This is a genomic window from Streptomyces fractus, assembly GCF_049844455.1.
In the GTDB taxonomy this organism is placed as follows: Bacteria; Actinomycetota; Actinomycetes; order Streptomycetales; family Streptomycetaceae; genus Streptomyces; species Streptomyces fractus.
On sequence record NZ_JBMYHI010000002.1, the window covers coordinates 3,593,396 to 3,620,266 of the forward strand.

The following is a 26,871-nucleotide window of genomic DNA, read 5'->3' on the forward strand; positions in this document are numbered from 1 at the left end:
TTCTCAGGCCGGCTGACGGGTTCTCAGTCCAGGGGTACGGACTTGCGCAGGGGGTCGCGCAGGTCCGTTCCGCCGTTCAGCCACTTCTCCTGGAGCGCGGCGGCTCCGTGCACCCGCTTCCACGCCGCCTCGTTCGGCGTCATGGGAAGCAGCGGCAGGAACCGTACGGGGTCCAGGGGTTCGTCCAGATCCAGGTCCTCGATCAGACCGCCCGGCTCCGCGACGAGGGCCGAGGTGAACGGGGCGGCGGGCCACAGCGGTTCGCCCACGTCGAGCGACGCGCCCGGTGCCACGACGATGCCCTCGACCTGCGGGGAGGCCGCGAGGACCGCGAGCGGGCGCAGCACCTTGTCGGTGTCGGCGAGGCCGGCGCGGACGGTGAGGACCAGCTCCGCGCGGGGCCCCTTGACGGGGTCGGCGAGGGCCGCCGTGGGGTCGGCCATGGGGGACGCGGACATGCCGAGGGTGGCGTAGCGCACCACGTGCTGGTCGGCGTCTGTGAAGCGCAACACCTCGATGCGGTCGGTGCCGAGGAAGGTGACCGCCGCGCGTGCGTCCGGTTCACCCAGGGTTGTCCTGAGTCGCGCCTCCACCAGCGCGAGAACTTCTGCCATCCCGCGAGCATAGACATCGCGCTCAACGGGTAAGGACGGGGCCCGCTTTCGCCGGTCGGCTGATAGTCTTGGCCGCTGGTCGGGACAACACGCAGTGCGTGTCCGCCGAGGGCCCCCGCGAGCCCGTCGGAAAACCGACCCGTTTCTCGTCCCCCACGGGGGACCGGCCGGAGGAGGTGGGGCTGTCATGGATCGAAGTCGACCGTGCAGTACTACCGGTTCTTCCGGCCTGTAGGGCCCAGGGCCTCATCTCACCCGCAGTCAGCCGTATCCCGTGCTGGCCGCGCCTGCCGGAAGAGCACTTCGTTCCCCTGATCTCACCGACGCCCGCCCCGGACGTCGCGATCTGAATCAGTCAGCGAAGCCGCCCAGTGTCGGTGCGGTGCTTCCCGCTTTGTGGACGTGCAGCATGTCCCGGTTCCCGGTTGACCAGGACGTCCTCATTCCGGGTGGTTCCACCCGACGCGCGGCGACTCCCGCCCGCGAAGGAGCCTGCCCATGTCGATGATGCGCGACCTGCGAGCCGCCGTCCGTCCCTCGCTGCGCAAGAGCGTCGCCCCGTACGCCAATGAGGCACGCGCCGCATTCCCCTCGGACCACTTCACGCGTGACGCGGCGGCCTGCTCGGCCGTCGTGGACTGTGCCGTGTACCGCGACGGGGTCCGTGTCCCGTCCTCCGAGTGCCTCACGCCCGGTGGGGCGAAGCACCAGGTGCGACGCGACGGCGGCTTCGCCTGGATCGGTCTGCACGAGCCGACCGAGGAGGAATTCGCCGGTATCGCCGCCGAGTTCGGGCTGCACCCGCTCGCCGTCGAGGACGCCGTCCACGCCCACCAGCGGCCCAAGCTGGAGCGTTACGACGACACGCTGTTCACCGTCTTCAAGACCATCCACTACGTCGAGCACGCCGAACTCACCGCCACCAGCGAGATCGTGGAGTCCGGCGAGGTCATGTGCTTCACCGGCCGGGACTTCTTCATCACGGTCCGGCACGGCGGCCAGGGCTCGCTGCGTGCGCTGCGGCACCGGCTCCAGGACGACCCGGAGCTGCTCGCCAAGGGCCCGAGCGCTGTGCTGCACACGATCGCCGACCACGTCGTCGACGGGTACCTGGCCGTGGCCGACGCGATGCAGGACGACATCGACGAGGTCGAGACCGAGGTCTTCTCGCAGCCCGGCAAGGGCTCCCCGCGCGGCTCGGACGCGGGCCGGATCTACCAACTCAAGCGCGAGGTGCTGGAGTTCAAGCGGGCCGTCGCCCCGCTGCGGCGTCCGTTGCAGCTGCTCAGCGAGCGGCCGATGCGGCTGATCGACCCGGACATCCAGAAGTACTTCCGGGACGTCGCCGACCACTTGGAGCGCGTGCAGGAGCAGGTCATCGGCTTCGACGAGCTGCTGAACTCGATCCTCCAGGCCAATCTGGCGCAGGCCTCCGTCGCCCAGAACGAGGACATGCGCAAGATCACCTCGTGGGCCGCGATCATCGCCGTACCGACCATGGTCTGTGGTGTGTACGGCATGAACTTCAAGCACATGCCGGAGCTGCACTGGCGGTTCGGCTACCCCCTGGTGCTCGGCGTCACCGTCGCCGCCTGTTTCGCGATCCACCGGACGCTGAAGCGCAACGGGTGGCTCTAGGTACTCCCCCGTGCTGTCAGTGGCGCTGGCTACGCTTGCCGTATGACGACTGCTGAACTGCTCGACGCCGCCCTCGTCGAGGAGGCCACGAAGAAGTCCGGGCTGATCTGGGTGCGCGGGGAGCGGGGCGTGGAGCGGGCCCTGTGGCACGTGTGGCACGAGGGCGCGGCGTGCCTCGTCGGTGACGGGCCCGGCGAGCAGCCGCTGCCCGACCTCGTCGACGGCGGCTCGGCCGTCGTCACCGTGCGCAGCAAGGACAAGGGCGGACGGCTCGTCGGCTGGCGGGCGACAGTGGTCGAGCAGACGGCTGGTACGGAGGCGTACGAGGCGGTGGTGGGCGAGCTGAAGGGGAAGCGGCTCAACGCGCCCGACGCGGAGACCATGCTGGAGCGGTGGGCCCGGGAGTGTCGGGTGCTGCGGCTCGAGCCGGTCGGTGGTCCTACGGAGCCGGTGCCCGAGGGGTCGCTGGCGGCGGCCCCGGTGGGGTCACCGGCCACGACGCGGAATCCGGTTCCGGCAGGCTTGCCGAAGCTTCTGGCGCGGCGAAAGCGTCGTTGATTTGGTCACCCCGGCAGGGCCTGGCCGTAGTCGACCGTTTCCGTGGAGCCGGGTTCGCGGAGCGTGAAGTTCTTGCCCCAGTCGCTGAGTTGGATGGTGCCCGCGCCCCCGGCCCGCTCCAGGCGCATCGGGTACGCGCCGCCCTCCAGGGACACGTCGAGCGTGCCGCCCGCGCCCTTGTCGCCGGTCAGCTCGACCGTGCGGACACCGCCCGCCGAGCCGCGCTCGCCCTTCGCCAGCGTGCCGTGCAGGGCGAGCAGGCCGTCGAGCAGCACGCCCTTGTCGGTGAACGTGCTCAGTCGCTGGTAGGCCGGATCGCCCTTCGGCACCCGCACGTACTTGCCGTCGAGCTTCTCCGCGGCGTTGCCCGAACCGTGCCCGCCCTTGCCGTCCTCGGAATGCGTCCAGAAACCGGCGCCCGCCTTGAGGTACAGGTGGTCGCCGACCCGCAGCAGCCGGAACGTGCCGCCGCCGGTGCTCACCGACCCAGTGCCGCCGTCGGCCTTCAGCCTCATGTCCAGCTTGTACGTCTTCTTGTTGACGACCACCGCGCCGGCGACCCGCACCGCGTCGGCGCCGCGGGCCTCCCGGACCGTACGGGACTGGATCTTGGCCGGGGTCAGCTTGCCGACCCCGTTCGTCCCCGCGTCCGGATCGTCCTCACCGCATGCGGCGAGGCCCACCGCGAGCCCCGCGCACATCACGCCCACCATGAGTGTCCTGCGGGTACGACGGGTGAGGGGGCGCAGGGTCACGGGCGGACTACCTCTCGTACGGCGGCTTGGGCTGGGACAGGTACGGCAGCGTACCCCCGCGATCTGCGGTTACCCGCCCTGGTCGGGTGGCCGACGCGCAAAGGCGCGGGGAACGGGGAGCGGCTAGCCTGGGCGAGAAATTGCCCGCATATCCGGACGAAAGCGAATGAAACACGGAAGGAGGCGCGCGAAGGTATGGCTGGAGGCGCTCCCCGGATCTTCGTGTCGCACCTCTCCGGCATCGCCGTCTTCGATCCGAACGGCGATCAGGTGGGCCGTGTGCGCGACCTGGTGGCGATGTTGCGCGCGAGCCGCAGACCGCCAAGGCTGCTCGGGCTCGTCGTCGAGCTGTCGACCCGGCGGCGCATCTTCCTGCCGATGACCCGTGTCACCGGGATCGAGTCGGGCCAGGTCATCACCACGGGCGTGCTCAACGTCCGGCGCTTCGAACAGCGGCCCACCGAACGCCTGGTCCTCGGCGAGATGCTCGACCGGCGCGTCCGGCTCGTGGAGACCGGTGAGGAGGTCACCGTCCTCGACGTCGCCATCCAGCAGCTGCCCGCGCGCCGCGACTGGGAGATCGACCGGGTCTTCGTACGGAAGAACTCCCCGAAGCGCGGCGCGTTCCGGCGCGCCAAGGGCGAGGCGATCACCGTCGACTGGTCGGGCGTCGACGGCTTCAACCTGGAGGAGCACGGGCAGGGCGCCGAGAGCCTCCTCGCCACGTTCGAGCAACTGCGCCCCGCCGACCTCGCCAACGTGCTGCACCACCTCTCCCCCAAGCGCCGCGCGGAGGTCGCCGCGGCGCTCAGCAACGAACGCCTGGCCGACGTCCTGGAGGAGCTTCCCGAGGACGACCAGATCGAGGTGCTCGGCAAGCTGAAGGAGGAGCGCGCCGCCGACGTCCTGGAGGAGATGGACCCGGACGACGCGGCCGACCTCCTCGGCGAACTCCCCGAGGACGACAAGGAACGCCTCCTCGACCTGATGAAGCCCAGCGAGGCGGCGGACGTACGGCGCCTGATGGCGTACGAGGACCGGACCGCGGGCGGCCTGATGACGACCGAGCCGATCGTGCTGCGCCCCGACTCGACGGTCGCGGACGCCCTCGCCCGCATCCGCAACCCCGACCTGTCCCCCGCGCTCGCGGCGCAGGTGTACGTGTGCCGGCCGCCGGACGAGACGCCGACCGGCAAGTACCTGGGCACGATCCACTTCCAGCGGCTGCTCCGCGACCCGCCGTACACGATGGTCAGCTCGATCCTCGACGAGGATCTGCAGGCCCTGACCCCGGAGGCCGGACTGCCGGAGATCGCCGCGTTCTTCGCGACGTACGACATGGTGGCCGCGCCCGTCGTCGACGACGGCGGCTCGCTGCTCGGCGCCGTGACCGTGGACGACGTACTGGACCACATGCTGCCCGAGGACTGGCGCGAGCAGGAGTTCCACCTCTCCGGGCAGGTCGGGGAGGTGAACCGTGCCAACTGAGGAACGCGAGCGCGACGCACCGCGCAGGCCGCGCATCCGGCTCGACCAGCCGCGCGCGCCGAAGCGGAAGCTGATCCCCGATTACGACCCCGAGGCCTTCGGCAGGCTCTCGGAGCGGATTGCACGCTTCTTGGGGACGGGCCGGTTCATCGTCTGGATGACGGTGATCATCATCGTGTGGGTGGTGTGGAACATCGTCGCGCCCCCCGATCTGCGCTTCGACGAGTACCCGTTCATCTTCCTGACGCTGATGCTGTCGCTTCAGGCCTCGTACGCCGCCCCGCTGATCCTGCTCGCGCAGAACCGGCAGGACGACCGCGACCGGGTCAATCTCGAACAGGACCGCAAGCAGAACGAGCGCTCCATCGCCGACACCGAGTATCTGAGCCGCGAGATGGCGGCCCTGCGGATCGGGCTCGGCGAGGTCGCGACGCGCGACTGGATCCGCTCCGAGCTGCAGGACCTCATCAAGGAACTGGAGGAGCAGCGGCGGTCCGCTCCGGGATCCGGTGTATTCCCCGGGGAGCGCGAGCGGGGACGTGACGTAGACGACCGCTGACGGGGCTTTCCGGGGGTGGGTTACCCCGCCGTAGACTCGGGTGCATGGCTACGGAAGACGCGGTGCGCGAGGCACTCGCGACAGTGAACGACCCCGAGATCAACCGGCCCATCACCGAGTTGGGGATGGTCAAATCGGTGGACATCGGTGCGGACGGAGTCGTCGCGGTCACCGTGTATCTGACCGTCTCTGGCTGCCCGATGCGCTCGACGATCGAGAACAACGTGCGGGACGCGGTCGCGCGCGTCGACGGCGTGACCGATGTGCAGGTCACCCTCGACGTGATGAGCGACGAGCAGCGCAAGGAGCTGGCGACCGCGCTGCGCGGCGGCACCGCCGAGCGCGAGGTCCCGTTCGCCAAGCCGGGCTCGCTGACCCGCGTGTACGCGGTGGCCTCCGGCAAGGGCGGCGTCGGCAAGTCCTCGGTGACCGTGAACCTGGCGGCCGCGCTCGCCGCCGACGGCCTGAAGGTCGGAGTCGTCGACGCGGACATCTACGGGCACAGCGTCCCGCGCATGCTGGGCGCCGACGGCAAGCCCACCCAGGTCGAGGACATGATCATGCCGCCGTCGGCGAACGGCGTGAAGGTCATCTCGATCGGCATGTTCACGCCGGGCAACGCGCCGGTCGTGTGGCGCGGGCCGATGCTGCACCGCGCGCTCCAGCAGTTCCTCGCGGACGTGTTCTGGGGCGACCTGGACGTGCTCCTGCTCGACCTGCCGCCGGGCACCGGCGACATCGCCATCTCGATCGCCCAGTTGGTCCCGAACGCCGAGATCCTGGTCGTCACCACGCCGCAGCAGGCCGCCGCCGAGGTCGCCGAGCGGGCCGGCTCGATCGCCGTGCAGACCCACCAGAAGATCGTCGGCGTCGTCGAGAACATGTCCGGGCTGCCCTGCCCGCACTGCGGCGAGATGGTCGACGTGTTCGGCACGGGCGGCGGGAAGCTGGTCGCCGAGGGGCTGACCAGGACCACGGGTACGGACGTTCCCGTCCTCGGGTCCATCCCCATCGACGTACGCCTGCGCGAGGGCGGCGACGAGGGCAAGCCGGTCGTGCTCACCGACCCGGACTCCCCCGCGGGCTCGGCGCTGCGCGGCATCGCGGACAAGCTCAGCGGGCGCCAGCGCGGCCTGTCGGGGATGTCGCTGGGGATCACGCCGCGCAACAAGTTCTGAGCTCTGGTTTCTGGCTCTGATCCTGACGAGCCGTGAGAGAACGCGAGCCGTGAGAACTCGCGAGCTGTGAGAGAACGGCGGGCCGCCCATTCCGGGCGGCCCGCCGTTCTACGTCATGCTTCCGGTTCCGGCTCCAGCGCCGCGACGTCCTTCACGACGGAGAACCCGAGCCCGTACGCACTCATACCGCGCCCGTACGCGCCCAGGTGCACCCCGGCCTGCGTGGAGCCGGCGAGCACCCAGCCGTACTCGGACTCCCGGTAGTGGAACGGGGTCGGCACCCCGTCCACCGGCAGCGTCAGCGTCGCCCAGTCCTCGGACGCGAGGTCGTCGGCGAGCACCCATGCCGTCTCGGTCTGCTGCTCCAGCCAGTCGTCGCGCAGCGTGTGGTCCATCTGCACCGGCCAGGTGTACGAGAGCAGTCCGACGCCGGCGAGCCAGGCCGCCGAGGAGACGGACGTGGCCTCCAGGACGCCGGTGCCGTCGGCGGTGCGCCGTACCGGATTCGCGGCGACGGTCACCACGACCGCGAACCGCTCGGTGTCTTCGGTGAGCTCGCTGCGTACGGAGGGCTCGTCACCGTGCCCGATCGAACCGTGCTCGACGGACCCGTCCGCCGTGGTGCCGACCTGCATCAGCCAGCGCGGTCCCGTGAAGGCCTCGTCGAGGCCGTACCACGGGAAGGGCGCCAGCAGGTAGCCGTCGACCGTGCGCCGGGCCGTGAGAGCCTCGCCGGCCCCCTCGGCCGGCGCCTGCGCGCCTACCCGACTCGTCGTCTCCATGTACCCGGCCGCCTCCTCGCTCAGTTACGGACCGGCGCGGCCCACCCCCCTCGGGCGTTCTCACGTCGAGTCCGAGCAACAACAAGGCAGGATGCCACACCGGTTGCGCGGGGCCACGATTCGTCAGGCGTGGTTCAGCCGTGTTCGGGGTGGTTCGGGATGGTTCAGGTCGCGTCCGCGTCGAAGGGCGGCGGCTCGATGGCGGCCGGCTTCTCGGACTTCTCGGGACGCTTCTGCATGTCGACCGCCTCGGGCCGCTTCTGCATGTCGACGCGGCCACCGCCGCCCGAGCGGCTCGACGAGCCGGAGTCCTCCAGCTCACCGACGGTGTGCACCGCGTCGGAGACCTCGGCCATCTCCTTCTTCAGGTCGAAGCCGTTGCGAATCTCCTTGAGCCCCAGCTCGTCACTGTCCAACTGCTTGCGGATGAATGTCTTGGGGTTCAGGTCCTCGAACTCGAAGTCCTTGAACTCCGGGCCCAGTTCGTCGCGAATGTCCTGCTTCGCACTGTCCGAGAATTCCCGGATCTTGCGAATGGTGCGGGAAACGTCCTGAATGACCTTGGGAAGCTTGTCGGGGCCGAACACGAGAACGGCCAGCACGACGATCGTCACGACCTCCAGCGGGCCAATATCGTTGAACACCTTGCGCTCCTAGCGTGTCCTCGGCCCGCGGTCGATCAACAGCAGCAGGTCTTTGGCAGGGTCCGGCAGCGGACCCGGTCCACGGTACCCGGCCCACCTGTCCATTCGGTAGCCACCGGGGTACCTCCAGGATCGCGCATCCCGAACCAGGACCGGTCAGGAGTCGGTCAGGAGCGGGTCAGGAATCGGTCAGCCCCCGTCGGCGGAACCGAGAACGAGCGACATCTCCCGCTCCTTTCCTCCCCGTTCGACCGTGAGGACCAGTTTGTCCTTGGGTCGGTGGGTGCGGATCTTGACGATCAGCTCCTCGCCGGAGTGCACGCGGACGCCGTCCACCTCGGTGATCACATCGCCCTGCTCGATCCCCGCCCTGGCGCCCGGGCCGCCCGGACTGACGGCTGAGCCGCCGCTGTTGCCCTTGGTGCCGACGCGGGCACCGTCGCCCTTGAAGTCCATGTCGAGGGTGACCCCGATCACCGGATGCGTCGCCCGCCCGGAGTTGATCAGCTCCTCCGCCACGCGTTTCGCCTGGTTGACGGGGATCGCGAAGCCGAGGCCGATGGAGCCCGACTGCCCCTCGGGCAGCTCCGAACCGCCGGTGTCGGCCGACCGGATCGCGCTGTTGATGCCGATGACGCGGGCCTTCGAGTCGACCAGCGGGCCACCGGAGTTGCCGGGGTTGATGGGTGCGTCGGTCTGCAACGCGTCCACGTAGCTGACGTCGCTCCCGTCGCCCTTCTCGCCGCCCGCCGTGATGGGGCGGCCCTTGGCGCTGATGATGCCGGAGGTGACCGTGTTCGCCAGGTCGAAGGGGGCTCCGACGGCCACGACGGGGTCGCCCACCTGCACGTTCTTGGAGTTGCCGAGCGGCAGCGCCTTGAGCCCGCCCACCCCGGACACCTTGATCACGGCGAGGTCGTAGCCACTGTCGTGCCCGACCAGCTCGGCCCGGGCGCTCTCACCACTGGAGAACGTGACCGATATCTCACCGTGGGAGTCGCCCGACGACACGACGTGGTTGTTCGTGAGGATGTGCCCCTGGCCGTCGAGTACGAAGCCGGTGCCGGTGCCCTCCTCCGAGGATCCCGAGGTGTGGATGGTGACGACGCCCGGCAGGGTGCGCGCCGCGATACCGGCCACGCTGTCGGGGTCCCGGTGCTTGGACTCGGCGTCGGCCTGCGGCAGTTGGATGCGCGCCCCGATGCCGGTCCGCTCCATGTACGACCCGATCGCCCCACCGATGCCTCCTGCGACCAGGGCGATGGCCACGGCCCCGACCACGAGCCGACGCCTCCGCCGACGCCGGGAAGCCGAAGGGTCACTCGGGCCCTCTTCACCGAGACTCTGCGGCGAGCAGGCGAAATCAAGCCCCTGCGGCGATTGAGCAGCAGGGTCCGGGGCGGAGCCCTCGGCCGGGCCTACGTCCCCCGCCTCACCACCGGAGGAGAAGTGCTTGACCTCGTCCATGTCCCGCCGCTCTCCCCAAGCCCGGCCCACGGCACGACGCCGCCGGCTCCCACGCGCGCGACCCGGATCAGCACCCGACGCACCGCCTCACCTGGATTCAACCAGGTTCGACGGCGCGGGCGCAGAGGGTGTCAGCGCAGCGACGAAGGACGGGACGACGCGGTCGGCGACGACGCCGAGGCGGCGGCGATGCCGGGCTCCGTCGACCCGAAGGAGGAGACGTCGGACGAGGCCGAGGACGGGGCGGCGGGCCGCGCCGCGACCGAGACCGCTGGGGCGGCGGGGCGTATGAGAGGCGACATGCGGGCCGCACCGGCCAGCAGCGGCGTCGAGAACGGATAGTCCGCGCTCTCCGCGTGGCCCCCGCCGGGCAGCAGCGGCGCACCCGCCTCGGTCGGCGAGACGGGCGCCGCGAGGGCACCCCCGCGCTGGCCGAGCAGCGAGGAGTTCGACCTGCGGCGCTGCGTGTCCGACGCCGCGGCGGCGCCGGCCGACTGACTGCGCATCGGCGTGACATTGCTGCCGGAGCCGCCACCGCGCGCGTCGGCGCTGTCGATCGGGGCCGCGGTCGTGACCCCGCCGAGCGCGATCGCGGCCAGCGACACCGCACCGGCCGCGGCGAACGCGAAGCGGCGGGAACGCGAGCCACGGTCGCTCTCGTGCCGGTCGGGACGGGACACCTCGTGGATGCGGAAACCGCGCTGGTCACTGGGGAGGACGGCGGCGTGCGCCCCGGAGGGCGCGTAGCCGAAGGGCTCCGGGTCTACGTCGAAGACTCCCTGGCCGAAGCCCCGGACCCCGCCGAGGGGTCGGCCACTGCCGAATCCGCCTCCCCCGAACGGTGGTGTGCCATCGTCGGCGTCACCTCCCGCGGGCAGCCCCTGGAGGCGGGCGAGAAAGCTCTCGGAGGGCGGCGGCGGGGCCGCCTGAGCGAAGACGCTCTTGAGGCGGCGCTGGGCGTCGGCCTCGGCCTTGCACCTGGCGCACGTGGCCAGGTGCGCGAGGACGCGCTCGCGGGCGTCGTGGTCCAACTCGCCGTCGACCAGGGCAGCCAGCCTGTCCCCCAGGTGTTCGTCGGCCGCGGTCTGTTGGCGTTCGGCAGGATTGAGACGTGATCCACTCACGCGGGCGCGCCCCCTCCTCCAAGGATGGGGAAGGCGCCCGTCCCACCGGCTGTCGCGAGCGTGCGGCGCTCCTTGCGGGCCTCGGGCGAGCGGTGCTGCAGCGCCTTGCGCAGCTGCGAGCGGCCGCGGTGGATACGGCTGCGGACCGTGCCCAGCTTCACGCCGAGGGTCGCGGCGATCTCCTCGTAGGAGAGGCCCTCGATGTCGCACAGGACGACGGCGGCGCGGAACTCGGGCGCGAGGGTGTCCAGCGCCTGCTGGACGTCGGCGTCGAAGTGCGCGTCGTTGAACACCTGCTGCGGCGACGGCTCTCTGCTGGGCAGCCGCTCGGCGGCGTCGTCACCCAGTGCGTCGAAGCGGATGCGCTGCTTGCGACGGACCATGTCGAGGAACAGGTTCGTGGTGATGCGGTGGAGCCAGCCCTCGAAGGTGCCGGGCGTGTACGTCGACAGCGAACGGAAGACGCGGACGAAGACCTCTTGCGTGAGGTCCTCCGCGTCGTGCTGGTTCCCCGTCAGGCGGTAGGCGAGACGGTAGACGCGGCCACTGTGCGTGCTGACGATCTCCTCCCACGAGGGGGGAGTCCACGCCTGCGATTCCGCATCGGCGGCAAAGGTCGCGGTCTGCGCGGAGTCAACGGTGCGGATTCGGTCAGCGGTGTTGGTCACGGATTTCGGCTCACCCGACGACCTGAGAAGACGCCGAAGCACTCCTCCCCGATCCACAGGCGCAGCCGCACCTCCCCTATCGGCTCTGGTGGTGTCCAGTGGAGCACCTACCATAACCACTCCGTCCGTTAGCTCCGGATAAGTGTTTTTACTCAGATTTGCCGGTCGCTTCTCGACCGCCGCCCGCACGGCTGCCGCCATCGCGCTCTCCCCCGCTGTTCCCCTTGTCCAGCCTGCTCTTTCCCCCTGCCTGTTCAAACGCGCGGTCCCATCTGCGAGTTCCCGCCACCAACGGATAAAGTCACGCGCAGGCATCCACGGGGACGGGAGAGGGCCATTACCGGCAACCGGCAGACGAGTTGGGCGTTCGCCGACGCCTTTGTCGCCGAGGACGACGCGACTCGCTGGGCCCGTGACCGGGCCCGCGAGGCAGGGGTGTACCCGGTGTCCCCCGGCGCGGGCGCGGCGCTCGGGATGCTCGCTGCCACGGTAGGGGCCAAAGCCGTCGCCGAGATCGGTACGGGCACGGGCGTGTCCGGGGTCCATTTGCTGCACGGGATGCGACCCGACGGCGTCCTCACCACGGTCGACCCCGAGCCGGAGCGTCAGCAGTTCGCGCGCCAGGCGTTCCGTGCGGCCGGCTTCGCCAGCAACCGGGCCCGGTTCATCCCCGGCCGCGCCCTGGAGGTGCTGCCGAGGCTCGCCGACAGCGGGTACGACCTGGTCTTCTGCGATGGCGACCGGCTGGAGTGCCTCGATTACTTCGCTGAATCGTTGCGCCTGCTCCGGCCCGGTGGCCTGGTCGTCTTCCAGGGAGTCTTCGCCGAGGGGCGGACCGTCGACTCGGGGCCGCAGCCGGTGGAAGTGGTGCGCCAGCGCGAGTTGCTGCGGGCCGTGCGGGAGAGCCCCGAGCTGGTGGCGTCGGTGCTGCCGGTCGGCGACGGGCTGCTCTGCGCCGTCAAGCGCTGAGGCGGGCGGCCCGGTGGGGCCCCGCCCGCCATCTCCCTCTACACATACGACTGCCCCGGCATCAAATGTGTGCCGGGGCAGTCGAAAAGGTATGGTCGCTCGCGCGTCAGCCGACGACCGGTCCGACCCCGCCTCGGCGGAGAGCGGACGCGGGCGCAGAAGGTGTCAGCCCACTACCTTCTTCAGTTCGTCACCGAGGGCGCTCGCCTCGTCCGGCGTCAGCTCGACCACGAGCCGACCGCCGCCTTCGAGCGGAACGCGCATGACGATGCCCCGCCCCTCCTTGGTCACCTCGAGCGGGCCGTCACCCGTCCGCGGCTTCATGGCCGCCATGCTCGTTCCCCTTCCTGAAACCAGCTCATCGTCAGCCGACGGCCCTATGGATGGGCACACGTCACCGGCATCGAACACATTGCTTCCAGGCCATTATCCCGCATCGCGGGACCCGATGACCAACATCGGTCGGCATCGCTTGCGCAACGCCCTTGACCAAAACCACTCAATTCGGGGATCCGACTGCGATACTGCGCCATCTTCGGCGTTCTACCGACGCGAATTTGTTAGACGCAGGTCACATGCCGAGGGCGTTCCATGGGTCGTGATCTACGTCATGCTGAGCACGGACGACTGAGCGACCGCATAGGAGGAGTCCCATGGCCGACACCGTGCTCTACGAGGTGAGCGACGGGCTCGCGACGATCACGCTGAACCGCCCCGAGGCGATGAACGCGATGAACACCGAGGCCAAGGTCGCCTTCCGCGACGCGGTGCAGGCGGCCGCCGCCGACGAGGCGGTGCGGGCGGTGCTGCTGACAGCGGCCGGCGACCGGGCGTTTTGCGTGGGCCAGGACCTCAAGGAGCACGTCGGCTCGCTGCTGGCGGACCGGGAGTCCGGCGAGGGCCGCACCATGAACACGGTGCGCGAGCACTACAACCCGATCGTGCGGGCCCTGACCCAGATGCCGAAGCCCGTGGTGGCCGCGGTGAACGGCGTGGCGGCCGGCGCGGGATTCGGTTTCGCGCTCTGTGCCGACTACCGGATCGTGGCGGACAGCGCGTCGTTCAACACCTCGTTCGCGGGCGTGGCGCTCACCGCCGACTCCGGGGTCTCCTGGACGCTGCCGCGCCTGATCGGCCCCGGCCGCGCGGCCGACCTGCTGCTCTTCCCGCGCTCCCTGAAGGCGCAGGAGGCATACGAGCTGGGGATCGCGAACCGGCTCGTGCCCGCCGCCGAGCTCGCCGAAGAGGCCAGGAAGGTGGCGCGCACGCTCGCCGAGGGCCCGACCGTCGCCTACGCGGCCCTGAAGGAGTCCCTCGCCTTCGCCGGGGACCACTCCCTCGACGAGGCCCTCGACAAGGAGGACGAGCTGCAGGCGCGGGCCGGTGCCTCCGAGGACCACACCATCGCGGTGCAGGCCTTCCTCGCGAAGGAGCGGCCGAAGTACCTCGGCCGCTGAGCCGGTTCACACCGGACTCACACCTTCGTACGCGCGCGGAACACGCAGTCCGCCAGGTGGTCGTTGACCAGCCCGCAGGCCTGCATCAGCGCGTAGGCCGTCGTCGGGCCGACGAAGCGCAGGCCTCGCTTCTTCAGCTCCTTGGAGAGGGCCTTCGACTCGTCGGTGATCGCCGCCACGTCGCCGAGTGCCTTCGGGGCCGGGCGCGTGCCGGCGTCCGGCGCGTACGACCAGATCAGCTTGTCCAGGTCGCCGGGCGCCCAGTCCACGAGCACGCGCGCGTTGGCCAGCGTGGCGTCGATCTTGGCCCGGTTGCGGATGATGCCGGCGTCGGCGAGCAGGCGCTCGCGGTCGGCGTCCGTGAAGGCCGCCACGTCGGCGATCTTGAAGCCGGAGAACGCGGCGCGGAAGCCCTCTCGGCGCCTGAGGATCGTGATCCAGGACAGGCCCGACTGGAACGCCTCCAGGGAGAGGCGCTCGAACAGCGCGTCGTCGCCGTGGACCGGGCGGCCCCACTCCTCGTCGTGGTACGCGATGTAGTCCTCGGTCGAAAGGCCCCAGGGGCAGCGCGGCTTTCCGTCGGGCCCGGGGACGGCGCCCCCGACGCCCTCTGTCGGTTCACTCACCGGAATCCCTCCCCCGTCCCGTATCCGAATCCGTACTCACCAGGTGGCGCGTATCCCGTGTCCGGTCCCGGCTCGGGCGGCTGCGGGCCGGACCGGGTGTGGGCCGAGGTGAGGGCGGCCTCCAGTTCCGAGATCCGCGCGTCCCGCTCGGCGAGTTCGGCCCCGAGGCGGTTCAGCGCGTCGTCCACCTCCGCCATGCGGTAGCCGCGCACCGCCGTGGGCAGCCGGAGCGCCTCCACGTCGGCCGGGGCCAGCGGGCGGTCGGGTGGCAGCGGGTCCGCGTAGAACTGGGACGGCTCGTCGCGCAGCGCGCCGCTGTCGCCGCCGCCGATGACCGCGAACGTCACCGCCGCGATCACCACGACCAGCGCGGCGACCAGAAACAAGAACATGACCATGTCTGCCGTCCCCTGCGTTCGACCGGGCCGGGCGGCCCTCAACCGTCAGGCCTCGATCGTGCCATGCCGCACTGACAGTTAAGGTCGCAGACGACGTTCAACCAGGAACGAGAAGGGGAGTCACAGGGGATGCTCAGGCTGGGCCAGCACGAATTCGGTGAGCACGAGCCGGTGATCATGGCAATCGTGAACCGGACCCCGGACTCCTTCTACGACCAGGGCGCCACGTTCCGGGACGAGCCCGCGCTCGCCCGCGTCGAGCAGGCGGTGTCCGAGGGCGCCATGATCGTGGACATCGGCGGCGTGAAGGCCGGTCCCGGCGAGGAGGTCACCGCCGAGGAGGAGGCGCGGCGGACCGTCGGCTTCGTCGCCGAGGTGCGGCGCCGCTTCCCCGACGTGATCATCAGCGTCGACACCTGGCGGCACGAGGTCGGCGACGCCGTGTGCGAGGTGGGCGCGGATCTCCTCAACGACGCGTGGGGCGGTGTCGACCCGAAGCTCGCGGAGGTCGCTGCGCGCCACCAGGTGGGCCTCGTGTGCACGCATGCGGGTGGCGCCGAGCCCCGCACGCGCCCGCACCGGGTGACGTACGAGGACGTGATGGCGGACATCCTGGACGTGACGGTCGGCTACGCGGAGCGGGCCGTCGCCCTCGGGGTGCCGCGCGAGTCGGTGCTGATCGACCCCGGGCACGACTTCGGGAAGAACACGCGGCACTCCCTGGAGGCGACGCGGCGGCTCCCGGAGATGGTCGACACCGGGTGGCCGGTGCTCGTCTCGCTGTCCAACAAGGACTTCGTCGGCGAGACCCTCGACAAGCCGGTCAAGGAGCGGGTCATCGGGACGCTCGCGACCACGGCGGTGTCGGCGTGGCTCGGGGCGCAGGTCTACCGCGTGCACGAAGTCGCCGAGACGCGGCAGGTGTTGGACATGGTGGCGTCCATCGCGGGACACCGGCCCCCGGCGGTCGCCCGCCGGGGACTCGCGTAACAGCCGTCTTCAGGGGCCTACTTACCGGTCTCCTTGGTGACCAGCGTGATCGCCTCCTCCACGTCGTCCGTGATGTGGAACAGCATCAGGTCGGCCTCCGATGCCTTGCCCTGGGCGATCACCGTGTTCTTCAGCCAGTCGACCAGGCCGCTCCAATACTGCGAGCCGAAGAGGACGATCGGGAAGCGCGTCACCTTCGTGGTCTGCACGAGGGTGAGCGCCTCGAACAGCTCGTCCAGGGTGCCGAGGCCGCCGGGCAGCACCACGAACCCCTGGGCGTACTTCACGAACATCGTCTTCCGTACGAAGAAGTAGCGGAAGTTCAGGCCCAGGTCGACGTACGGGTTGAGGCCCTGCTCGAAGGGCAGCTCGATGCCGAGGCCGACCGAGGTGCCCTTGGCCTCCACGGCGCCCTGGTTGGCCGCCTGCATGGCGCCGGGGCCGCCACCAGTGATCACCGCGAACCCGGCCTCCACCAGCGCCTTGCCGATCGCGACGCCCGCCGCGTACTCCGGGGAGTCCTCCGGGGTGCGCGCCGAGCCGAACACGCTGATCGCGGGCGGCAGTTCGGCGAGCGTGCCGAAGCCCTCGATGAACTCCGACTGGATGCGCAGGACCCGCCACGGGTCGGTGTGCACCCACCCCGAGGGGCCCTCGGTGTCGAGCAGACGCTGGTCGCTCGTCCCTGGCTGCATCTGGTCGCGGCGCCGGACCACCGGCCCCGTCCGCTGCTCCACAGGACGTCGCTTGCCCTCCGGGTTGCTCATCGTCTGCTCCCTTCCTGCGCAGGTATCACGCACTTACGTAGAGCAAGGGTAGGTCTACGCGGGTTACAGGCGCGGGACCTCGGCGTATCGGGAAGCCGAGTATCAGGAAGCCGGGGGTCAGGAGGCCGTGAGCCAGGCGGCCAGGCGCTTCTCGCCCTCCAGGATGAGCGAGGTGTCGACCCGCTCGTCGATCTTGTGCGCGAAGATCGGGTTGCCGGGGCCGTAATTGACCGCGGGCACGCCGAGCGCGCTGAACCGGGAGACGTCCGTCCAGCCGAACTTGGGGCGCACCTCGCCGCCCACGGCGGCCACGAAGGCGGCGGCAGCGGGGTGGTTGAGTCCGGGCCGTGCGCCGCCCGTGTGGTCGTCGACGACGAACTCCTCGATGGGGCAGCCGGCGAAGAAGTCGCGGACGAACCGCTCGGCCTCCTCCATCGACCGGTCGGGCGCGTAACGGAAGTTGACCGTGACCGCGCACTCGTCCGGGATGACGTTGGTGGCGACGCCGCCCTCGATGCGGACCGCGTTGAGGCCCTCGTGGAACTCCAGGCCGTCGACGACCGGCTTGCGCGGCTCGTAGGCGGCGAGGCGCTCCAGGATGGGGGACGCGGCGTGGATCGCGTTGCTGCCCATCCACGCGCGCGCGGAGTGGGCACGCTCGCCCTTGGTCTTCAGGATGACGCGCAGGGTGCCCTGGCAGCCGCCCTCGACATCGCCGTTCGTCCCCTCCAGGAGGATCGCGAAATCGCCCTCCAGCCAGTCGGGGTGGGCGTCGGCCACATGCCCGAGCCCGTTGAGGTGTGCGGCGACCTCTTCGTTGTCGTAGAAGACGAACGTGAGGTCGCGGTTGGGCTCTCGGACCGTCTGCGCGATCCGCAGCTGGACCGCGACGCCCGCCTTCATGTCGCTGGTGCCGCAGCCCCACAGGACGCCGTTCTCGTCGAGCCGCGAGGGCACGTTGTCGGCGATCGGGACCGTGTCGATGTGTCCCGCGAGGATGATCCGCTCGTCGTGCCCCAGGTCCGTGCGGGCCACGATGTTGTTGCCGTACCGGTCGACCGTGAGGTGCGGCAGCTCCCGCAGGGCCCCCTCGATCGCGTCGGCGAGCTCCTTCTCGCTGCCGCTGGGCGAGGCGAAGTCGACCAACTGCGCGGTGAGGCGCGCGGCGTCCTGAGTGAGGTCAAGGGGGGTGCGGTCCATGCCGTCGAGCCTAATACCCATGGGGCGGGGGGCCTGTCAGTGGACTCCAGTACCTTGGACGCGTGCCTGAGCCCCCCACTCTCGTCCGGCGCGGCCGCCTCCTCCGGATCGGCGCGGCCCTCGTCGTGCTGCTCGCCGTGGCCACGTACGTGGCCGTGCAGTACGCCACCGGGGGCCGCTCCAAGCCGAGATGCACGGTCATCTCGGCGAACACCCAGGAGGGCGCCGGGGCGACGTACGAGTTCACCTCCGAGCAGGCGGTGAACGCGGCGACGATCGCCGCCGTCGGCACCTCGCGCGGCATGCCCGAGCGCGCCATCACGATCGCCCTGGCGACGGCGCTTCAGGAGTCGGGGCTGCGCAACATCGGCCACGGCGACCGGGACTCGCTCGGCCTGTTCCAGCAGCGCCCCACGAAGGGCTGGGGCACCGCGGAACAGATCATGGATCCGGCGTACGCGTCCGAGCGCTTCTACGCGCACCTGGCGAAGATCCCCGGCTACTCGCGGCTCCCGCTGACCGCCGCCGCGCAGCGCGTGCAGCTCAGCGGTTACCCGCAGGCGTACGCGAAGCACGAGCCGGATGCCACCTTGCTGGCCGCCTCACTGACCGGTCGCGCCGCCGCGTCGCTCACCTGCGACGGCCGGGCGGCCGGTGCCGACGGCGCGCGGTCCGGCGACCCCGCGCGCGTGCGGGCCGCGCTCACCCGCGACTTCGGGCGGGACGTGGCGCCCGCGAAGGGGCCGGGCAAGGGCTCCGTACGCGTCCCCGTGCCCGCCACCGTCGACTCGGCCGAGGGCGGGGAGCGGCAGCGCGGCTGGGAGCTGGCGCAGTGGGCGGTGGCCAACTCCTCGGCGCTGCGCATCGAGCGGGTCTCCTACGCGGGCCGCGAGTGGACCGCCGGCGAGTCCGGGCACAAATGGCGCAAGGCGGCCTCGATGTCGGTCGACGAGGTCCGAATCGTCACTGGGCAGTAGTCCGGACCCTCACTCGAACGGGTAATGCGGATCATGCCGGGTGGACGCCGACAGGGCACCTTCGAGTGAGAGGGGGCCTCACCCCCAAGACCCTTGCGGGCAGGGCGCTGTAAGGGTTCTGCAGCGGTCGGCGATGCGTACACTTTGCCCGTTTCTGCCCACAACTGATAATGCGACGCATTGCGAACCCTTTACGTTTCCGACCCGCAACCTTCCGGGGGCCTGGGGCGGTTGTCACGGCGTCCGATCGCCGCACGGCAGCCGGACATCAAACGTTCTCTCCCGTCTAAGGAGCATCATGTCCCTCCCCCTGACCCGCCGGATCGCCCGTGCCGCGCTGCTCGTAGCGGCAGGAGCGGCGCCCGTGGTCGGTGCGGCCGGCTCCGCGAGTGCCGTCGACCTCCCGGCCACGACCGACCTGGGCGGTGTGACCGCCCTGGACGGTGCGAACGTGGGCAGCACCGTCGACGGCGCGGCGCAGAAGGCCACCGGTCTCGCCGGTGCCACCGGCGGCAAGGCCGTCCAGAAGGCCGTGCCGGCGGCGGGCAAGGTCGTGGGCTCCGGTGCGAAGACCGTCGCGCCCGCCGCGCAGAAGGCCGCGGGCGGGGCGGCAGGCAGCGCGGGTGACGTGCTCGGCGAGACGGCCGGGGCCGCGACCGACGGCGGCCTGCCGGTGGGTGGCGGCAACCTGCCGACCGGCGCGCTGGGCGATCTGCCGATCGGCTGATCTCCGGGTTCAACGGAACGGGGTGCCGGGAGCGTTCTGCTCCCGGCACCCCGTTCCTGTGCCGTGTCGGGCCGACGCCCCCGTCAGGCCAGCCGGTTCACCGCCGCCGCCACACGCTCGTCCGAGGCCGTCAGGGCCACGCGTACGAAGGTGGCGCCGGCCTCGCCGTAGAAGTCGCCGGGGGCCACCAGGATGCCGAGGTCGGCCAGGGCGGACACCGTGTCCCAGCAGGACTCGTCGCGGGTCGCCCAGAGGTACAGGCTCGCCTCGCTGTGCTCGATGCGGAAGCCGTGGGCCAGCAGGGCCGAGCGCAGCACCTCGCGGCGGGCCGCGTAGCGCTCCCGCTGCACCCGCACGTGCTCGTCGTCGCCGAGCGCCGCGACGACGGCCGCCTGCGTCGGCGCGGAGGTCATCATGCCGCCGTGCTTGCGGATCTGGAGGAGCGGGCCGAGGACCGAGGCGTCGCCCGCGATGAACGCCGCGCGGTAACCCGCCAGGTTCGAGCGCTTCGAGAGCGAGTGGACCGCGACGAGACCCTCGTGCGAGCCGCCGTTGACGTCCGGGTGCAGCACCGAGACCGGGTCGGCCTCCCAGCCCAGCTCCAGGTAGCACTCGTCGGAGAAGACCAGGATGCCGTGCGAGCGCGCCCAGTCCACGATGCGCTTCAGCTCGTCCTTGGCGAGCACCCGGCCCGTCGGATTCGACGGGGAGTTGAGCCACAGGAGCTTCAGGCCGGTCGGGTCCAGCTCGGTCGGGTCGTCGTAGACGACGTAGTCCGCGCGGGCGAGGCGGGCGCCCACCTCGTACGTCGGGTACGCGAGGCGAGGGTAGGCGACCTTGTCGCCGGGGCCGAGGCCCAGCTGGGTGGGGAGCCAGGCGACCAGTTCCTTGGAGCCGACGACCGGCAGGACGTTCGTGTGGTCGAAGCCACGGGCGCCGAGGCGGCGCTCACACCAGCCGACGAGCGCGTCACGCAGCTCGGGGGTGCCCCAGACCGTCGGGTAGCCCGGCGAGTCCGCGGCGTCGACCAGCGCCTTCTGGATCAGCTCGGGCACCGGGTCGACGGGCGTGCCGACGGAGAGATCGACGATGCCGTCCGGGTGCGCCGCGGCCGTCTTCTTGTACGGCTCCAGCTTGTCCCAGGGGAACGTGGGGAGGCGATCGATGGGGGCCGGGACGGTGGACACCTGGGTGGCTCGCTCTCTTACGGGGTGGTGAACAAATGCCTCGGTCCCGTACGGCAGTCAGAGCCGTACGGGACCGGGGCAGCGCCTGTGCGTACCGCTGAACTCAGAAATTACTGGTTCTGCGGCGGCAGCGCGGCGATGAAGGGGTAGTCCTTGTCGATCAGGCCCATCTTCGAGGCACCACCGGGCGAACCGAGATCGTCGAAGAACTCGACGTTCGCCTTGTAGTAGTCCTTCCACTCCTCAGGAGTGTCGTCCTCGTAGAAGATCGCCTCGACCGGGCAGACCGGCTCACAGGCGCCACAGTCGACGCATTCATCCGGGTGGATGTACAAGGACCGCTTGCCCTCGTAGATGCAGTCGACCGGGCACTCCTCGATGCACGCCTTGTCCTTGACGTCGACACAAGGCTGCGCGATGACGTAGGTCACGCTGTCGTTCCTCCTCGATAGGGCGCTGGCGGGCCTCCGCAGGCTCCGCCGCCTGGCGCGCGGGAGCGCGGCGTCGTCGATGCCCGCATCTAGTATCTCCGTTCCTGGGCATGATCCGAACAGGAGGGGTGGACCGAGCTGTGGAATTCACTGCGGGCGGACGGCTCGAAGTCCGTATTACCGCCGCTGACGTGGGGAAACGCGTCTCTGTGCGACGGGTGAGCGGGGAAGATTCCGCGGGTCGAAAATTCACCGACACGGTCGGTGTTCTCACATCGTGGAACGACGGTGTGCTCCTCGTCACACGGAGAAACGGTGAAGGTGTGCGGATCGAGGAGTCCGCGCTGGTCGCGGGGAAGGTCGTGCCGGCCGCGCCGGCCCGTCGCCGCGGTCCTTCGGCCACGTATCCGGAGCTCGCGCGCGTCGCCTCGCGAGCCTGGCGGCCGATCGAGAGCGAGCGGCTCGGCGAGTGGGAGTTGAGGGCGGCCGAGGGCTTCACCCGGCGGGCCAACTCGGTACTCCCCCTGGGTGACCCCGGGCGTCCGCTCGACGACGCGCTGAGCCACGTACAGGAGTGGTACGCGGCCCGTGGCCTTCCGGCGTACGCGCAGACGGCGACCGGGGCCGAGGGGGCGCAGGAGGTGCTGTGCGCCGCTCTTGAGGAGCGCGGGTGGGCGCGCGAGGTGAGCGCCGAGCTGCGGATCGCCGCGCTCGCGCCCATCGGGGACGCGCCGGACGCGCCTCAGGTGCTGCTGAGCCGCGAGCCGGACCGGGCGTGGCTCGCGCGCTACCAGCGCAAAGGGGCGAGCGAGGTAGCGCTGAAGGTGCTGTGCGCCGGTCCCTCGGTATGGTTCGCGACCGTGCCGGGCGACGGTGATGTGCCCGCCGCGATCGGGCGGTGCGTGGTCGACGGGCGGTGGGCCGGGTTCGCCGCCGTCGAGGTCGCCCCTGCGTACCGGCGGCGGGGGCTCGCCACTGACGTGATGACGGCGCTGGCCCGCCAGGCGCTCGACGAGGGCGCGTCGGCGGCCTGGCTCCAGGTCGAGGCCGAGAACGAGGGGGCGCGCGCCCTCTACGACCGCCTGGGTTTCGCCACACACCACGCGTACCACCACTATCGTGCTCCGGAACGGCGCGGCGAGTGACGCGGTTTCGCGGCCGGGGGTCCGGGGGTCGCCCCCGGGAGACACAGCACCACTATCGTGCTCCGGATCCGAACGTCGGCTGACGCCGTGGCGATTGATGCCGTATCGATCGGCCTGAGAGGGCACGAGGCACGTATGTCCCCCCACCTTTCCCCCCGTTCCACGGAGCTGCGGCGGCGGTTCGCCGAAGAGGCGCGGTCCGAGCGGCCCGATCTGGCGCAGCTGTGTCTGCTGCTCGCAGCGCAGGGCGACACCTCGCTCGACGAGGCCGGTATGGACGCCGTGCAGATAGAGCTGGACGAGCTCTCCGGGCGGCTGCCGTACCGGCCCGGTTCGCCGCACGGCTGGGCCGCCGCGTGCGCCGAACTGCTCGGCGCGCGCACCGGTTTCCACGGCACGCCGAACGACTACCAGCGCCTGGAGTCCTCCCTCCTGCACGAGGTCGTGCGGCGCCGCAGAGGGCTGCCGATCCTGTTGTCGGTCGTGTGGATCGAGGTGGCGAGGCGGGCCGGGGCGCCGGTGTGCGGGGTGGCCCTGCCGGGGCACTTCGTGGTCGGCTTCGGTCCCGCCGACGAGCAGGTGCTGGCCGACCCGTTCGACGGCGGGCGGGTGCTGACGGGGGCCGACGCGCAGACGCTCGTGGCGGGGGCGACGGGCGGACCGCTGGATCCGTCGATGCTGCGGCCCGCCGATCCGCTGGACGTGGTGCTGCGGATCCTCAACAACATCCGGGCGTGGGCGGCGACGCGGCCCGAGCGCTCCGACGTGTCGCTGTGGGCCGTGGAGCTGTCGCTGCTGCTGCCCGCGCACCCGGCGCGGCTGCGCTACGAGCGGGCCCAGCTCCTCGTACGCCGCGGGGACTTCGTGAACGGGGCGATGGAGCTGGAGGCGTACGCGGACGTGGTCGGGGCCGTCGACGAGAGCGCGGCGGAGTCGGTGCGGGAGCAGGCGCGGGCGGCCCGCGCGATGCTGAACTGAGCCGCCGGGCCCGGGAAAAGGCCTACAGCCAGCCCTTCTCCCGCGCGACGGTCACCGCCTCCGCCCTGTTGCGCACCGCCAGCTTCTGGATCGCCACCGACAGGTAGTTGCGGACCGTGCCCTGCGACAGGTGCAGGGCGACCGCGAGTTCCGCGTTGGTGCGGCCGTCCGCCGCCGCCCGCAGCACCTCGCGCTCGCGGTCGGTGAGCGGGTTCGCGCCTTCCGCGAGGGCCGCCGCCGCAAGCGAGGGGTCGATGACGCGTTCGCCCGCGAGCACCGTGCGCACGGCCTCGGCGAGCTGCGCCGCGGGGGCGTCCTTGACCAGGAACGCGGCCGCGCCCGCCTCCATGGCGCTGCGCAGATAGCCGGGCCTGCCGAAGGTGGTGAGCACGACGACCTTCAGCTCCGGGAGCGCCTCGCGGAGCGCTGCCGCCGCCTCGATGCCGGTGCAGCCGGGCATCTCGATGTCGAGGAGCGCCACGTCCACGGCGTGCGCGCGGGCGGCCGCCACCACCTCGTCACCGCGCGCCACCTGCGCGACGACCTCGATGTCCGGCTCGAGCCCGAGCAGCGCGGCCAGCGCCTCGCGCACCATCGACTGATCCTCGGCCAGCAACACCTTGATCGGGCTCATGTGGCGGATCCTACGAACACCGCCGGGACGCGGGCCACCAGGCGGAAGCCTCCGCCGCGTGCCGCGCCCGTCTCCAGGGTGCCGCCGGCCGCCGCGAGGCGTTCGGCGAGGCCGGTGAGGCCGTTGCCCGGGGGCGCTCCTGAGGGGCCCGAGCCGTCGTCCTCGACGGTCAGTTCGACGCGGGGCCCTTCGAGGGTCTCGCGGCGGGTGACGTCGACGACGCAGCGCCGCGCGCCACTGTGCCGTACGACGTTGGTGACGGCCTCGCGCAGCGTCCAGGCGAGCGCCGACTCCTGCTTCTCGGGCAGTTCCGGCGCCTCGGAGGGCACGTCCGCGGTGACGCCCGCCGCGGTCAGCGCGGCCCCGGCGCCCGCGAGTTCGGTGGCGAGCCGGGCTCGCCGGTAGCCGCTGACGGCCTCCCGTACGTCGACCAGGGCCTGCCGGCTGACCTTCTCGATGTCGGCGACCTGGTCGGCCGCCTTGTCGGGGTGGTCGGGCAGCATCCGTCCGGCCAGTTCGCTCTTGAGCGTGATGAGCGAGAGGGAGTGGCCGAGCAGGTCGTGCAGGTCGCGGGCGAGGCGCAGGCGCTCCTCGTTGGTGGCGAGCTGGGCGACCTGGGCGCGGGCCTCCCGCAGCTCCCTGGTCGTACGGACCAGTTCGCGTACGCCGATCATGGAGAAGCCCGAGAGCAGGGCGGGCACCAGGAGCCAGTACTGCGGCTCCGTGTCGAGGAGCAGTCCCGCGCCGACCATGACGGCCGTCGACGCGAGGATCGCGAGCCGGGTCCAGCGCAGCGGCAGGACCGCCCCGCAGGCCACCGAGATGTACACGAACAGGACGAGCCAGTCGGCCCCGAGGGTCAGGGAGAGGACGACGGCGAGCACCGGCAGCACGGCCAGGGAGGCGTACACCGCGAGACGTCCCGCCGGCCTGGCCATTCGGCGCATGACGAGGACCATGTAGCAGCCGATGAAGGCGACCAGGCCGAGCGTGCCGAGGACCGTGCCCGTCGGGCTGTAGTCGCCCCGCGCCAGGTCGGCGACCGGGCTGCCGAGGAAGGCCAGCCACATCCCGATCCAGAGGAGCTTCAAGAGGGTCTCGCGGCGGTTCTCCGGCGGCCGGCCGATCTTCGGCAGCGTGTCCTCGCCCCGCCCGTCCAGTTCCGTGCTCACGCCTTCAACGTGTCCTTCCGGTACAGCCAGGCCGCGCCGCCCGCGAAGGCCAGGAAGTACACGACGAGCAGCGCGATGTCCTTGGTGTGCGGGGCGTTGCCCAGCTCGATGGCCTGGCCAAGGGCAGCGTACGCGTGCGTGGGCAGCCACTTGGCGATGTCCTGCAACCACTGCGGAAACGTCGTGGTCGGCATCCACAGGCCGCCCAGGATCGACAGGCCGAAGTACGTGATCATCGTGATCGGCCGGACGGCGTCGCCGGAGGCGAGGTAGCCGATGGCCACGCCGAGCGCGGCGAAGACGAGGCTGCCGGCCCAGATCGAGCCGGTGAGCGCGAGCCACTGCCAGGCGTCGAACCGTACGTCCTTGAAGGCCGAGGCCACGACGAAGACGACCACGATGGACGGGAGCGAGACGACGGCGGCGCTCGCGGTCTTCGCGAGGACATAGCCGCGGCCGGGCAGCGTGGTGAGCCTCAACTGCCGTACCCAGCCGTTCTCCCGCTCCTTCGCGATGCGCTCGCTGTTGCCCATGAGGACGGCGGTGAGCGCGCCGAAGGAGGCCATCGAGACCATCATGAACGCGGGCAGGTTCAGGCCCGTGCCGTCGACCATGGTCGAGGTGTCGGCCTTGCCCGCGATCAGCAGGAACAGTACGGACGGGTAGATCACGGAGAAGAACAGGAACTTCCGGTTGCGCAGGGCGCGGGTGAGTTCGAGCTTGATCAGGCTGTTCATCGGACCTTGGCCTCCTGAGCCGCTGCTTCCGCCGCTTCTTCTGCCGCTTCTTCTGCCGTGGTGATCGCCACGAAGGCCTGTTCCAGGCCCAGTCCGGCGACCTCGAGATTGCGGGGGTAGACGCCGAGCCCGTAGAGCGCGTGCACGGTCGCGTCGGCGTCGGTGGACTGGATGCGTACCGTCTGGCCGCTGACGGACACGGCGGTCAGGAACGGGAGTGCCTCGATGGCGGGCTCGTCGATCTCGCCTTCCAGGTCGAAGGAGACCCTGCGGGCGCCGGCCTTCGCCTTGATCTCGGCGGCCGTGCCGTCGGCGAGGAGGCGGCCGCGGTGCAGCACGAGGACGCGGTCGGCGATCGCGTCCGCCTCCTCCAGGTAGTGCGTGGCGAACAGCACCGTGCGGCCTTGCTCGGCCTGCTCGCGCATGGTCGCCCAGAACGCCTGCCGGGCGCTCACGTCCATGCCGGTCGTCGGTTCGTCGAGGACGATGAGGTCGCTGTCGCCGGCCGTGGCGAGGGCGAAGCGGACGCGCTGCTCCTGGCCGCCCGAGAGCTTGTTGACCTTGCGGTCGGCGATCTGCGTGAGTCCCGCGCGGGCCAGGACCTCATCGGCCGGGTACGGCTTCGGGTGCAGGGCGCAGCCGAGCTGGACGAGCTCACGCACGGTCACCTCGTCCATCAGGCCGCCGCTCTGCAGCATGGCGCCGACCCGGCCCGCCGTGATCGCCTCGCGCGGGCTCGCGCCGAATACGCGGACCTCGCCGGTGTCGGCGGGGCGCAGGCCGAGGAGCAGGTCGAGGGTGGTGGACTTGCCCGCGCCGTTCGGGCCGAGCAGGGCGACCGTCTCGCCGGCGTGCAGTTCGAGGCTGAGGCCGTCGACCGCCCGCACGGCGCCGTACGTCTTCGTCACCCCGCTGAAGGTGACCGCTGCGTGTGTCGTCATGGCATACAGCGTCGCCGGTCGACAGGGGTGCGCGGCAGTGTCGTGAAGCGTGAGTCCCGC

Annotated in this window: 30 protein-coding genes; 12 read left to right on the plus strand and 18 right to left on the minus strand. The window is 71.0% G+C overall.

Annotation, left to right across the window (positions count from 1 at the left end):
- Window positions 1-23 precede the first annotated feature (23 nt).
- Window positions 24-614 (minus strand): suppressor of fused domain protein, encoded by a 591-nt coding sequence (locus ACP4E5_RS17965; RefSeq protein WP_425829885.1) that lies wholly within the window; start codon window positions 612-614, stop codon window positions 24-26.
- 498 nt (window positions 615-1,112) lie between these two features.
- Between ACP4E5_RS17965 and ACP4E5_RS17970 the strand changes: the two genes are divergently transcribed.
- Both ACP4E5_RS17970 and ACP4E5_RS17975 read left to right on the plus strand, forming a co-directional pair.
- Complete coding sequence (locus ACP4E5_RS17970; protein WP_425829887.1) at window positions 1,113-2,252, plus strand: magnesium and cobalt transport protein CorA; 1,140 nt, start codon at window positions 1,113-1,115, stop codon at window positions 2,250-2,252.
- A gap of 42 nt (window positions 2,253-2,294) precedes the next feature.
- The gene (locus tag ACP4E5_RS17975) at window positions 2,295-2,810 is read left to right on the plus strand and encodes a hypothetical protein (RefSeq protein ID WP_425829889.1); all 516 of its coding nucleotides are present in this window, start codon (window positions 2,295-2,297) and stop codon (window positions 2,808-2,810) included.
- 5 nt (window positions 2,811-2,815) lie between these two features.
- Here the strand turns inward: ACP4E5_RS17975 and ACP4E5_RS17980 are convergent, their stop codons facing one another.
- A complete protein-coding gene (locus ACP4E5_RS17980) occupies window positions 2,816-3,523 on the minus strand; it encodes a hypothetical protein (protein ID WP_425841438.1) in 708 nt (235 codons plus the stop codon).
- Window positions 3,524-3,760: 237 nt separating this feature from the next.
- On the opposite strand from ACP4E5_RS17980, the gene ACP4E5_RS17985 reads away from it, so the two are divergent.
- Genes ACP4E5_RS17985 through ACP4E5_RS17995 form a run of 3 tightly spaced genes read left to right on the plus strand, consistent with a single transcriptional unit; the run spans window position 3,761 to window position 6,790 of the window.
- Entirely contained in the window at window positions 3,761-5,053 is a 1,293-nt protein-coding gene (locus ACP4E5_RS17985) for a magnesium transporter MgtE N-terminal domain-containing protein (protein ID WP_425829891.1), read from the plus strand.
- Complete coding sequence (locus ACP4E5_RS17990) at window positions 5,043-5,612, plus strand: DUF1003 domain-containing protein (protein ID WP_425829893.1); 570 nt, start codon at window positions 5,043-5,045, stop codon at window positions 5,610-5,612. Before ACP4E5_RS17985 ends, ACP4E5_RS17990 begins: the two co-directional genes overlap by 11 nt.
- 44 nt (window positions 5,613-5,656) lie before the next feature.
- Complete coding sequence (locus ACP4E5_RS17995; RefSeq protein ID WP_425829895.1) at window positions 5,657-6,790, plus strand: Mrp/NBP35 family ATP-binding protein; 1,134 nt, start codon at window positions 5,657-5,659, stop codon at window positions 6,788-6,790.
- Window positions 6,791-6,903: 113 nt separating this feature from the next.
- On the opposite strand, the gene ACP4E5_RS18000 is transcribed toward ACP4E5_RS17995, so the two are convergent.
- From ACP4E5_RS18000 to sigE, 5 genes are all read right to left on the minus strand, one after another.
- Entirely contained in the window at window positions 6,904-7,572 is a 669-nt protein-coding gene (locus ACP4E5_RS18000) for a hypothetical protein (protein ID WP_425829897.1), read from the minus strand.
- Window positions 7,573-7,736: 164 nt separating this feature from the next.
- Window positions 7,737-8,216 carry a sec-independent translocase gene (locus tag ACP4E5_RS18005; RefSeq protein WP_425829898.1) on the minus strand — a complete coding sequence of 160 codons (480 nt, stop codon included), beginning with the start codon at window positions 8,214-8,216 and terminating at the stop codon, window positions 7,737-7,739.
- Between the two features lie 189 nt (window positions 8,217-8,405).
- Window positions 8,406-9,683 carry a S1C family serine protease gene (locus tag ACP4E5_RS18010; protein WP_425829900.1) on the minus strand — a complete coding sequence of 426 codons (1,278 nt, stop codon included), beginning with the start codon at window positions 9,681-9,683 and terminating at the stop codon, window positions 8,406-8,408.
- Between the two features lie 131 nt (window positions 9,684-9,814).
- Window positions 9,815-10,807, minus strand: coding sequence for an anti-sigma factor family protein (locus tag ACP4E5_RS18015; protein ID WP_425829902.1), 993 nt, complete (start codon window positions 10,805-10,807; stop codon window positions 9,815-9,817).
- The gene (sigE, locus tag ACP4E5_RS18020; RefSeq protein WP_425829904.1) at window positions 10,804-11,589 is read right to left on the minus strand and encodes an RNA polymerase sigma factor SigE; all 786 of its coding nucleotides are present in this window, start codon (window positions 11,587-11,589) and stop codon (window positions 10,804-10,806) included. The genes ACP4E5_RS18015 and sigE overlap by 4 nt, the downstream gene beginning before the upstream one ends.
- A gap of 156 nt (window positions 11,590-11,745) precedes the next feature.
- Here sigE and ACP4E5_RS18025 point away from each other — a divergent pair, with 156 nt between their 5' ends.
- On the plus strand, window positions 11,746-12,444 hold the full coding sequence (locus tag ACP4E5_RS18025; RefSeq protein ID WP_425841441.1) for an O-methyltransferase: 699 nt from the start codon (window positions 11,746-11,748) through the stop codon (window positions 12,442-12,444).
- A 165-nt stretch (window positions 12,445-12,609) separates the two neighbouring features.
- Here ACP4E5_RS18025 and ACP4E5_RS18030 read toward each other — a convergent pair whose 3' ends face one another.
- Window positions 12,610-12,777 carry a DUF3117 domain-containing protein gene (locus ACP4E5_RS18030; RefSeq protein WP_266713770.1) on the minus strand — a complete coding sequence of 56 codons (168 nt, stop codon included), beginning with the start codon at window positions 12,775-12,777 and terminating at the stop codon, window positions 12,610-12,612.
- A 320-nt stretch (window positions 12,778-13,097) separates the two neighbouring features.
- Here ACP4E5_RS18030 and chcB point away from each other — a divergent pair, with 320 nt between their 5' ends.
- Window positions 13,098-13,901, plus strand: coding sequence for a 2-cyclohexenylcarbonyl CoA isomerase (chcB, locus tag ACP4E5_RS18035; RefSeq protein WP_425829906.1), 804 nt, complete (start codon window positions 13,098-13,100; stop codon window positions 13,899-13,901).
- Between the two features lie 17 nt (window positions 13,902-13,918).
- On the opposite strand, the gene ACP4E5_RS18040 is transcribed toward chcB, so the two are convergent.
- The gene (locus ACP4E5_RS18040) at window positions 13,919-14,527 is read right to left on the minus strand and encodes a DNA-3-methyladenine glycosylase I (RefSeq protein WP_425829908.1); all 609 of its coding nucleotides are present in this window, start codon (window positions 14,525-14,527) and stop codon (window positions 13,919-13,921) included.
- Entirely contained in the window at window positions 14,524-14,925 is a 402-nt protein-coding gene (locus ACP4E5_RS18045; RefSeq protein WP_425829910.1) for a DivIVA domain-containing protein, read from the minus strand. Before ACP4E5_RS18045 ends, ACP4E5_RS18040 begins: the two co-directional genes overlap by 4 nt.
- Before the next feature lie 129 nt (window positions 14,926-15,054).
- Between ACP4E5_RS18045 and folP the strand changes: the two genes are divergently transcribed.
- Window positions 15,055-15,915 carry a dihydropteroate synthase gene (gene folP, locus ACP4E5_RS18050; RefSeq protein WP_425829912.1) on the plus strand — a complete coding sequence of 287 codons (861 nt, stop codon included), beginning with the start codon at window positions 15,055-15,057 and terminating at the stop codon, window positions 15,913-15,915.
- A gap of 17 nt (window positions 15,916-15,932) precedes the next feature.
- On the opposite strand, the gene ACP4E5_RS18055 is transcribed toward folP, so the two are convergent.
- Entirely contained in the window at window positions 15,933-16,682 is a 750-nt protein-coding gene (locus ACP4E5_RS18055) for an LOG family protein (RefSeq protein WP_425829914.1), read from the minus strand.
- Between the two features lie 117 nt (window positions 16,683-16,799).
- Complete coding sequence (gene dapE / locus ACP4E5_RS18060; protein ID WP_425829916.1) at window positions 16,800-17,882, minus strand: succinyl-diaminopimelate desuccinylase; 1,083 nt, start codon at window positions 17,880-17,882, stop codon at window positions 16,800-16,802.
- Window positions 17,883-17,944: 62 nt separating this feature from the next.
- On the opposite strand from dapE, the gene ACP4E5_RS18065 reads away from it, so the two are divergent.
- Both ACP4E5_RS18065 and ACP4E5_RS18070 read left to right on the plus strand, forming a co-directional pair.
- On the plus strand, window positions 17,945-18,859 hold the full coding sequence (locus tag ACP4E5_RS18065; RefSeq protein WP_425829918.1) for a VldE C-terminal domain-containing protein: 915 nt from the start codon (window positions 17,945-17,947) through the stop codon (window positions 18,857-18,859).
- A 298-nt stretch (window positions 18,860-19,157) separates the two neighbouring features.
- A complete protein-coding gene (locus ACP4E5_RS18070; protein ID WP_425829920.1) occupies window positions 19,158-19,586 on the plus strand; it encodes an ATP-binding protein in 429 nt (142 codons plus the stop codon).
- Between the two features lie 83 nt (window positions 19,587-19,669).
- On the opposite strand, the gene ACP4E5_RS18075 is transcribed toward ACP4E5_RS18070, so the two are convergent.
- Together ACP4E5_RS18075 and fdxA are read right to left on the minus strand one after the other, a co-directional pair.
- Window positions 19,670-20,773 (minus strand): bifunctional succinyldiaminopimelate transaminase/glutamate-prephenate aminotransferase, encoded by a 1,104-nt coding sequence (locus ACP4E5_RS18075; protein ID WP_425829922.1) that lies wholly within the window; start codon window positions 20,771-20,773, stop codon window positions 19,670-19,672.
- Window positions 20,774-20,883: 110 nt separating this feature from the next.
- On the minus strand, window positions 20,884-21,204 hold the full coding sequence (gene fdxA, locus ACP4E5_RS18080; protein ID WP_266713752.1) for a ferredoxin: 321 nt from the start codon (window positions 21,202-21,204) through the stop codon (window positions 20,884-20,886).
- A gap of 140 nt (window positions 21,205-21,344) precedes the next feature.
- On the opposite strand from fdxA, the gene ACP4E5_RS18085 reads away from it, so the two are divergent.
- Complete coding sequence (locus tag ACP4E5_RS18085) at window positions 21,345-22,349, plus strand: GNAT family N-acetyltransferase (protein WP_425829924.1); 1,005 nt, start codon at window positions 21,345-21,347, stop codon at window positions 22,347-22,349.
- Window positions 22,350-22,484: 135 nt separating this feature from the next.
- The gene (locus tag ACP4E5_RS18090) at window positions 22,485-23,327 is read left to right on the plus strand and encodes a transglutaminase family protein (protein ID WP_425829926.1); all 843 of its coding nucleotides are present in this window, start codon (window positions 22,485-22,487) and stop codon (window positions 23,325-23,327) included.
- Window positions 23,328-23,349: 22 nt separating this feature from the next.
- Here ACP4E5_RS18090 and ACP4E5_RS18095 read toward each other — a convergent pair whose 3' ends face one another.
- The 4 genes from ACP4E5_RS18095 to ACP4E5_RS18110 are packed head-to-tail and all read right to left on the minus strand — an operon-like array spanning window position 23,350 to window position 26,811.
- Complete coding sequence (locus ACP4E5_RS18095) at window positions 23,350-23,961, minus strand: response regulator transcription factor (RefSeq protein WP_425829928.1); 612 nt, start codon at window positions 23,959-23,961, stop codon at window positions 23,350-23,352.
- Entirely contained in the window at window positions 23,958-25,133 is a 1,176-nt protein-coding gene (locus ACP4E5_RS18100; protein WP_425829930.1) for a sensor histidine kinase, read from the minus strand. The genes ACP4E5_RS18095 and ACP4E5_RS18100 overlap by 4 nt, the downstream gene beginning before the upstream one ends.
- Window positions 25,130-25,870, minus strand: coding sequence for an ABC transporter permease (locus tag ACP4E5_RS18105; protein WP_425829932.1), 741 nt, complete (start codon window positions 25,868-25,870; stop codon window positions 25,130-25,132). The genes ACP4E5_RS18100 and ACP4E5_RS18105 overlap by 4 nt, the downstream gene beginning before the upstream one ends.
- Window positions 25,867-26,811, minus strand: coding sequence for an ABC transporter ATP-binding protein (locus tag ACP4E5_RS18110; protein WP_425829934.1), 945 nt, complete (start codon window positions 26,809-26,811; stop codon window positions 25,867-25,869). Before ACP4E5_RS18110 ends, ACP4E5_RS18105 begins: the two co-directional genes overlap by 4 nt.
- Window positions 26,812-26,871 lie beyond the last annotated feature (60 nt).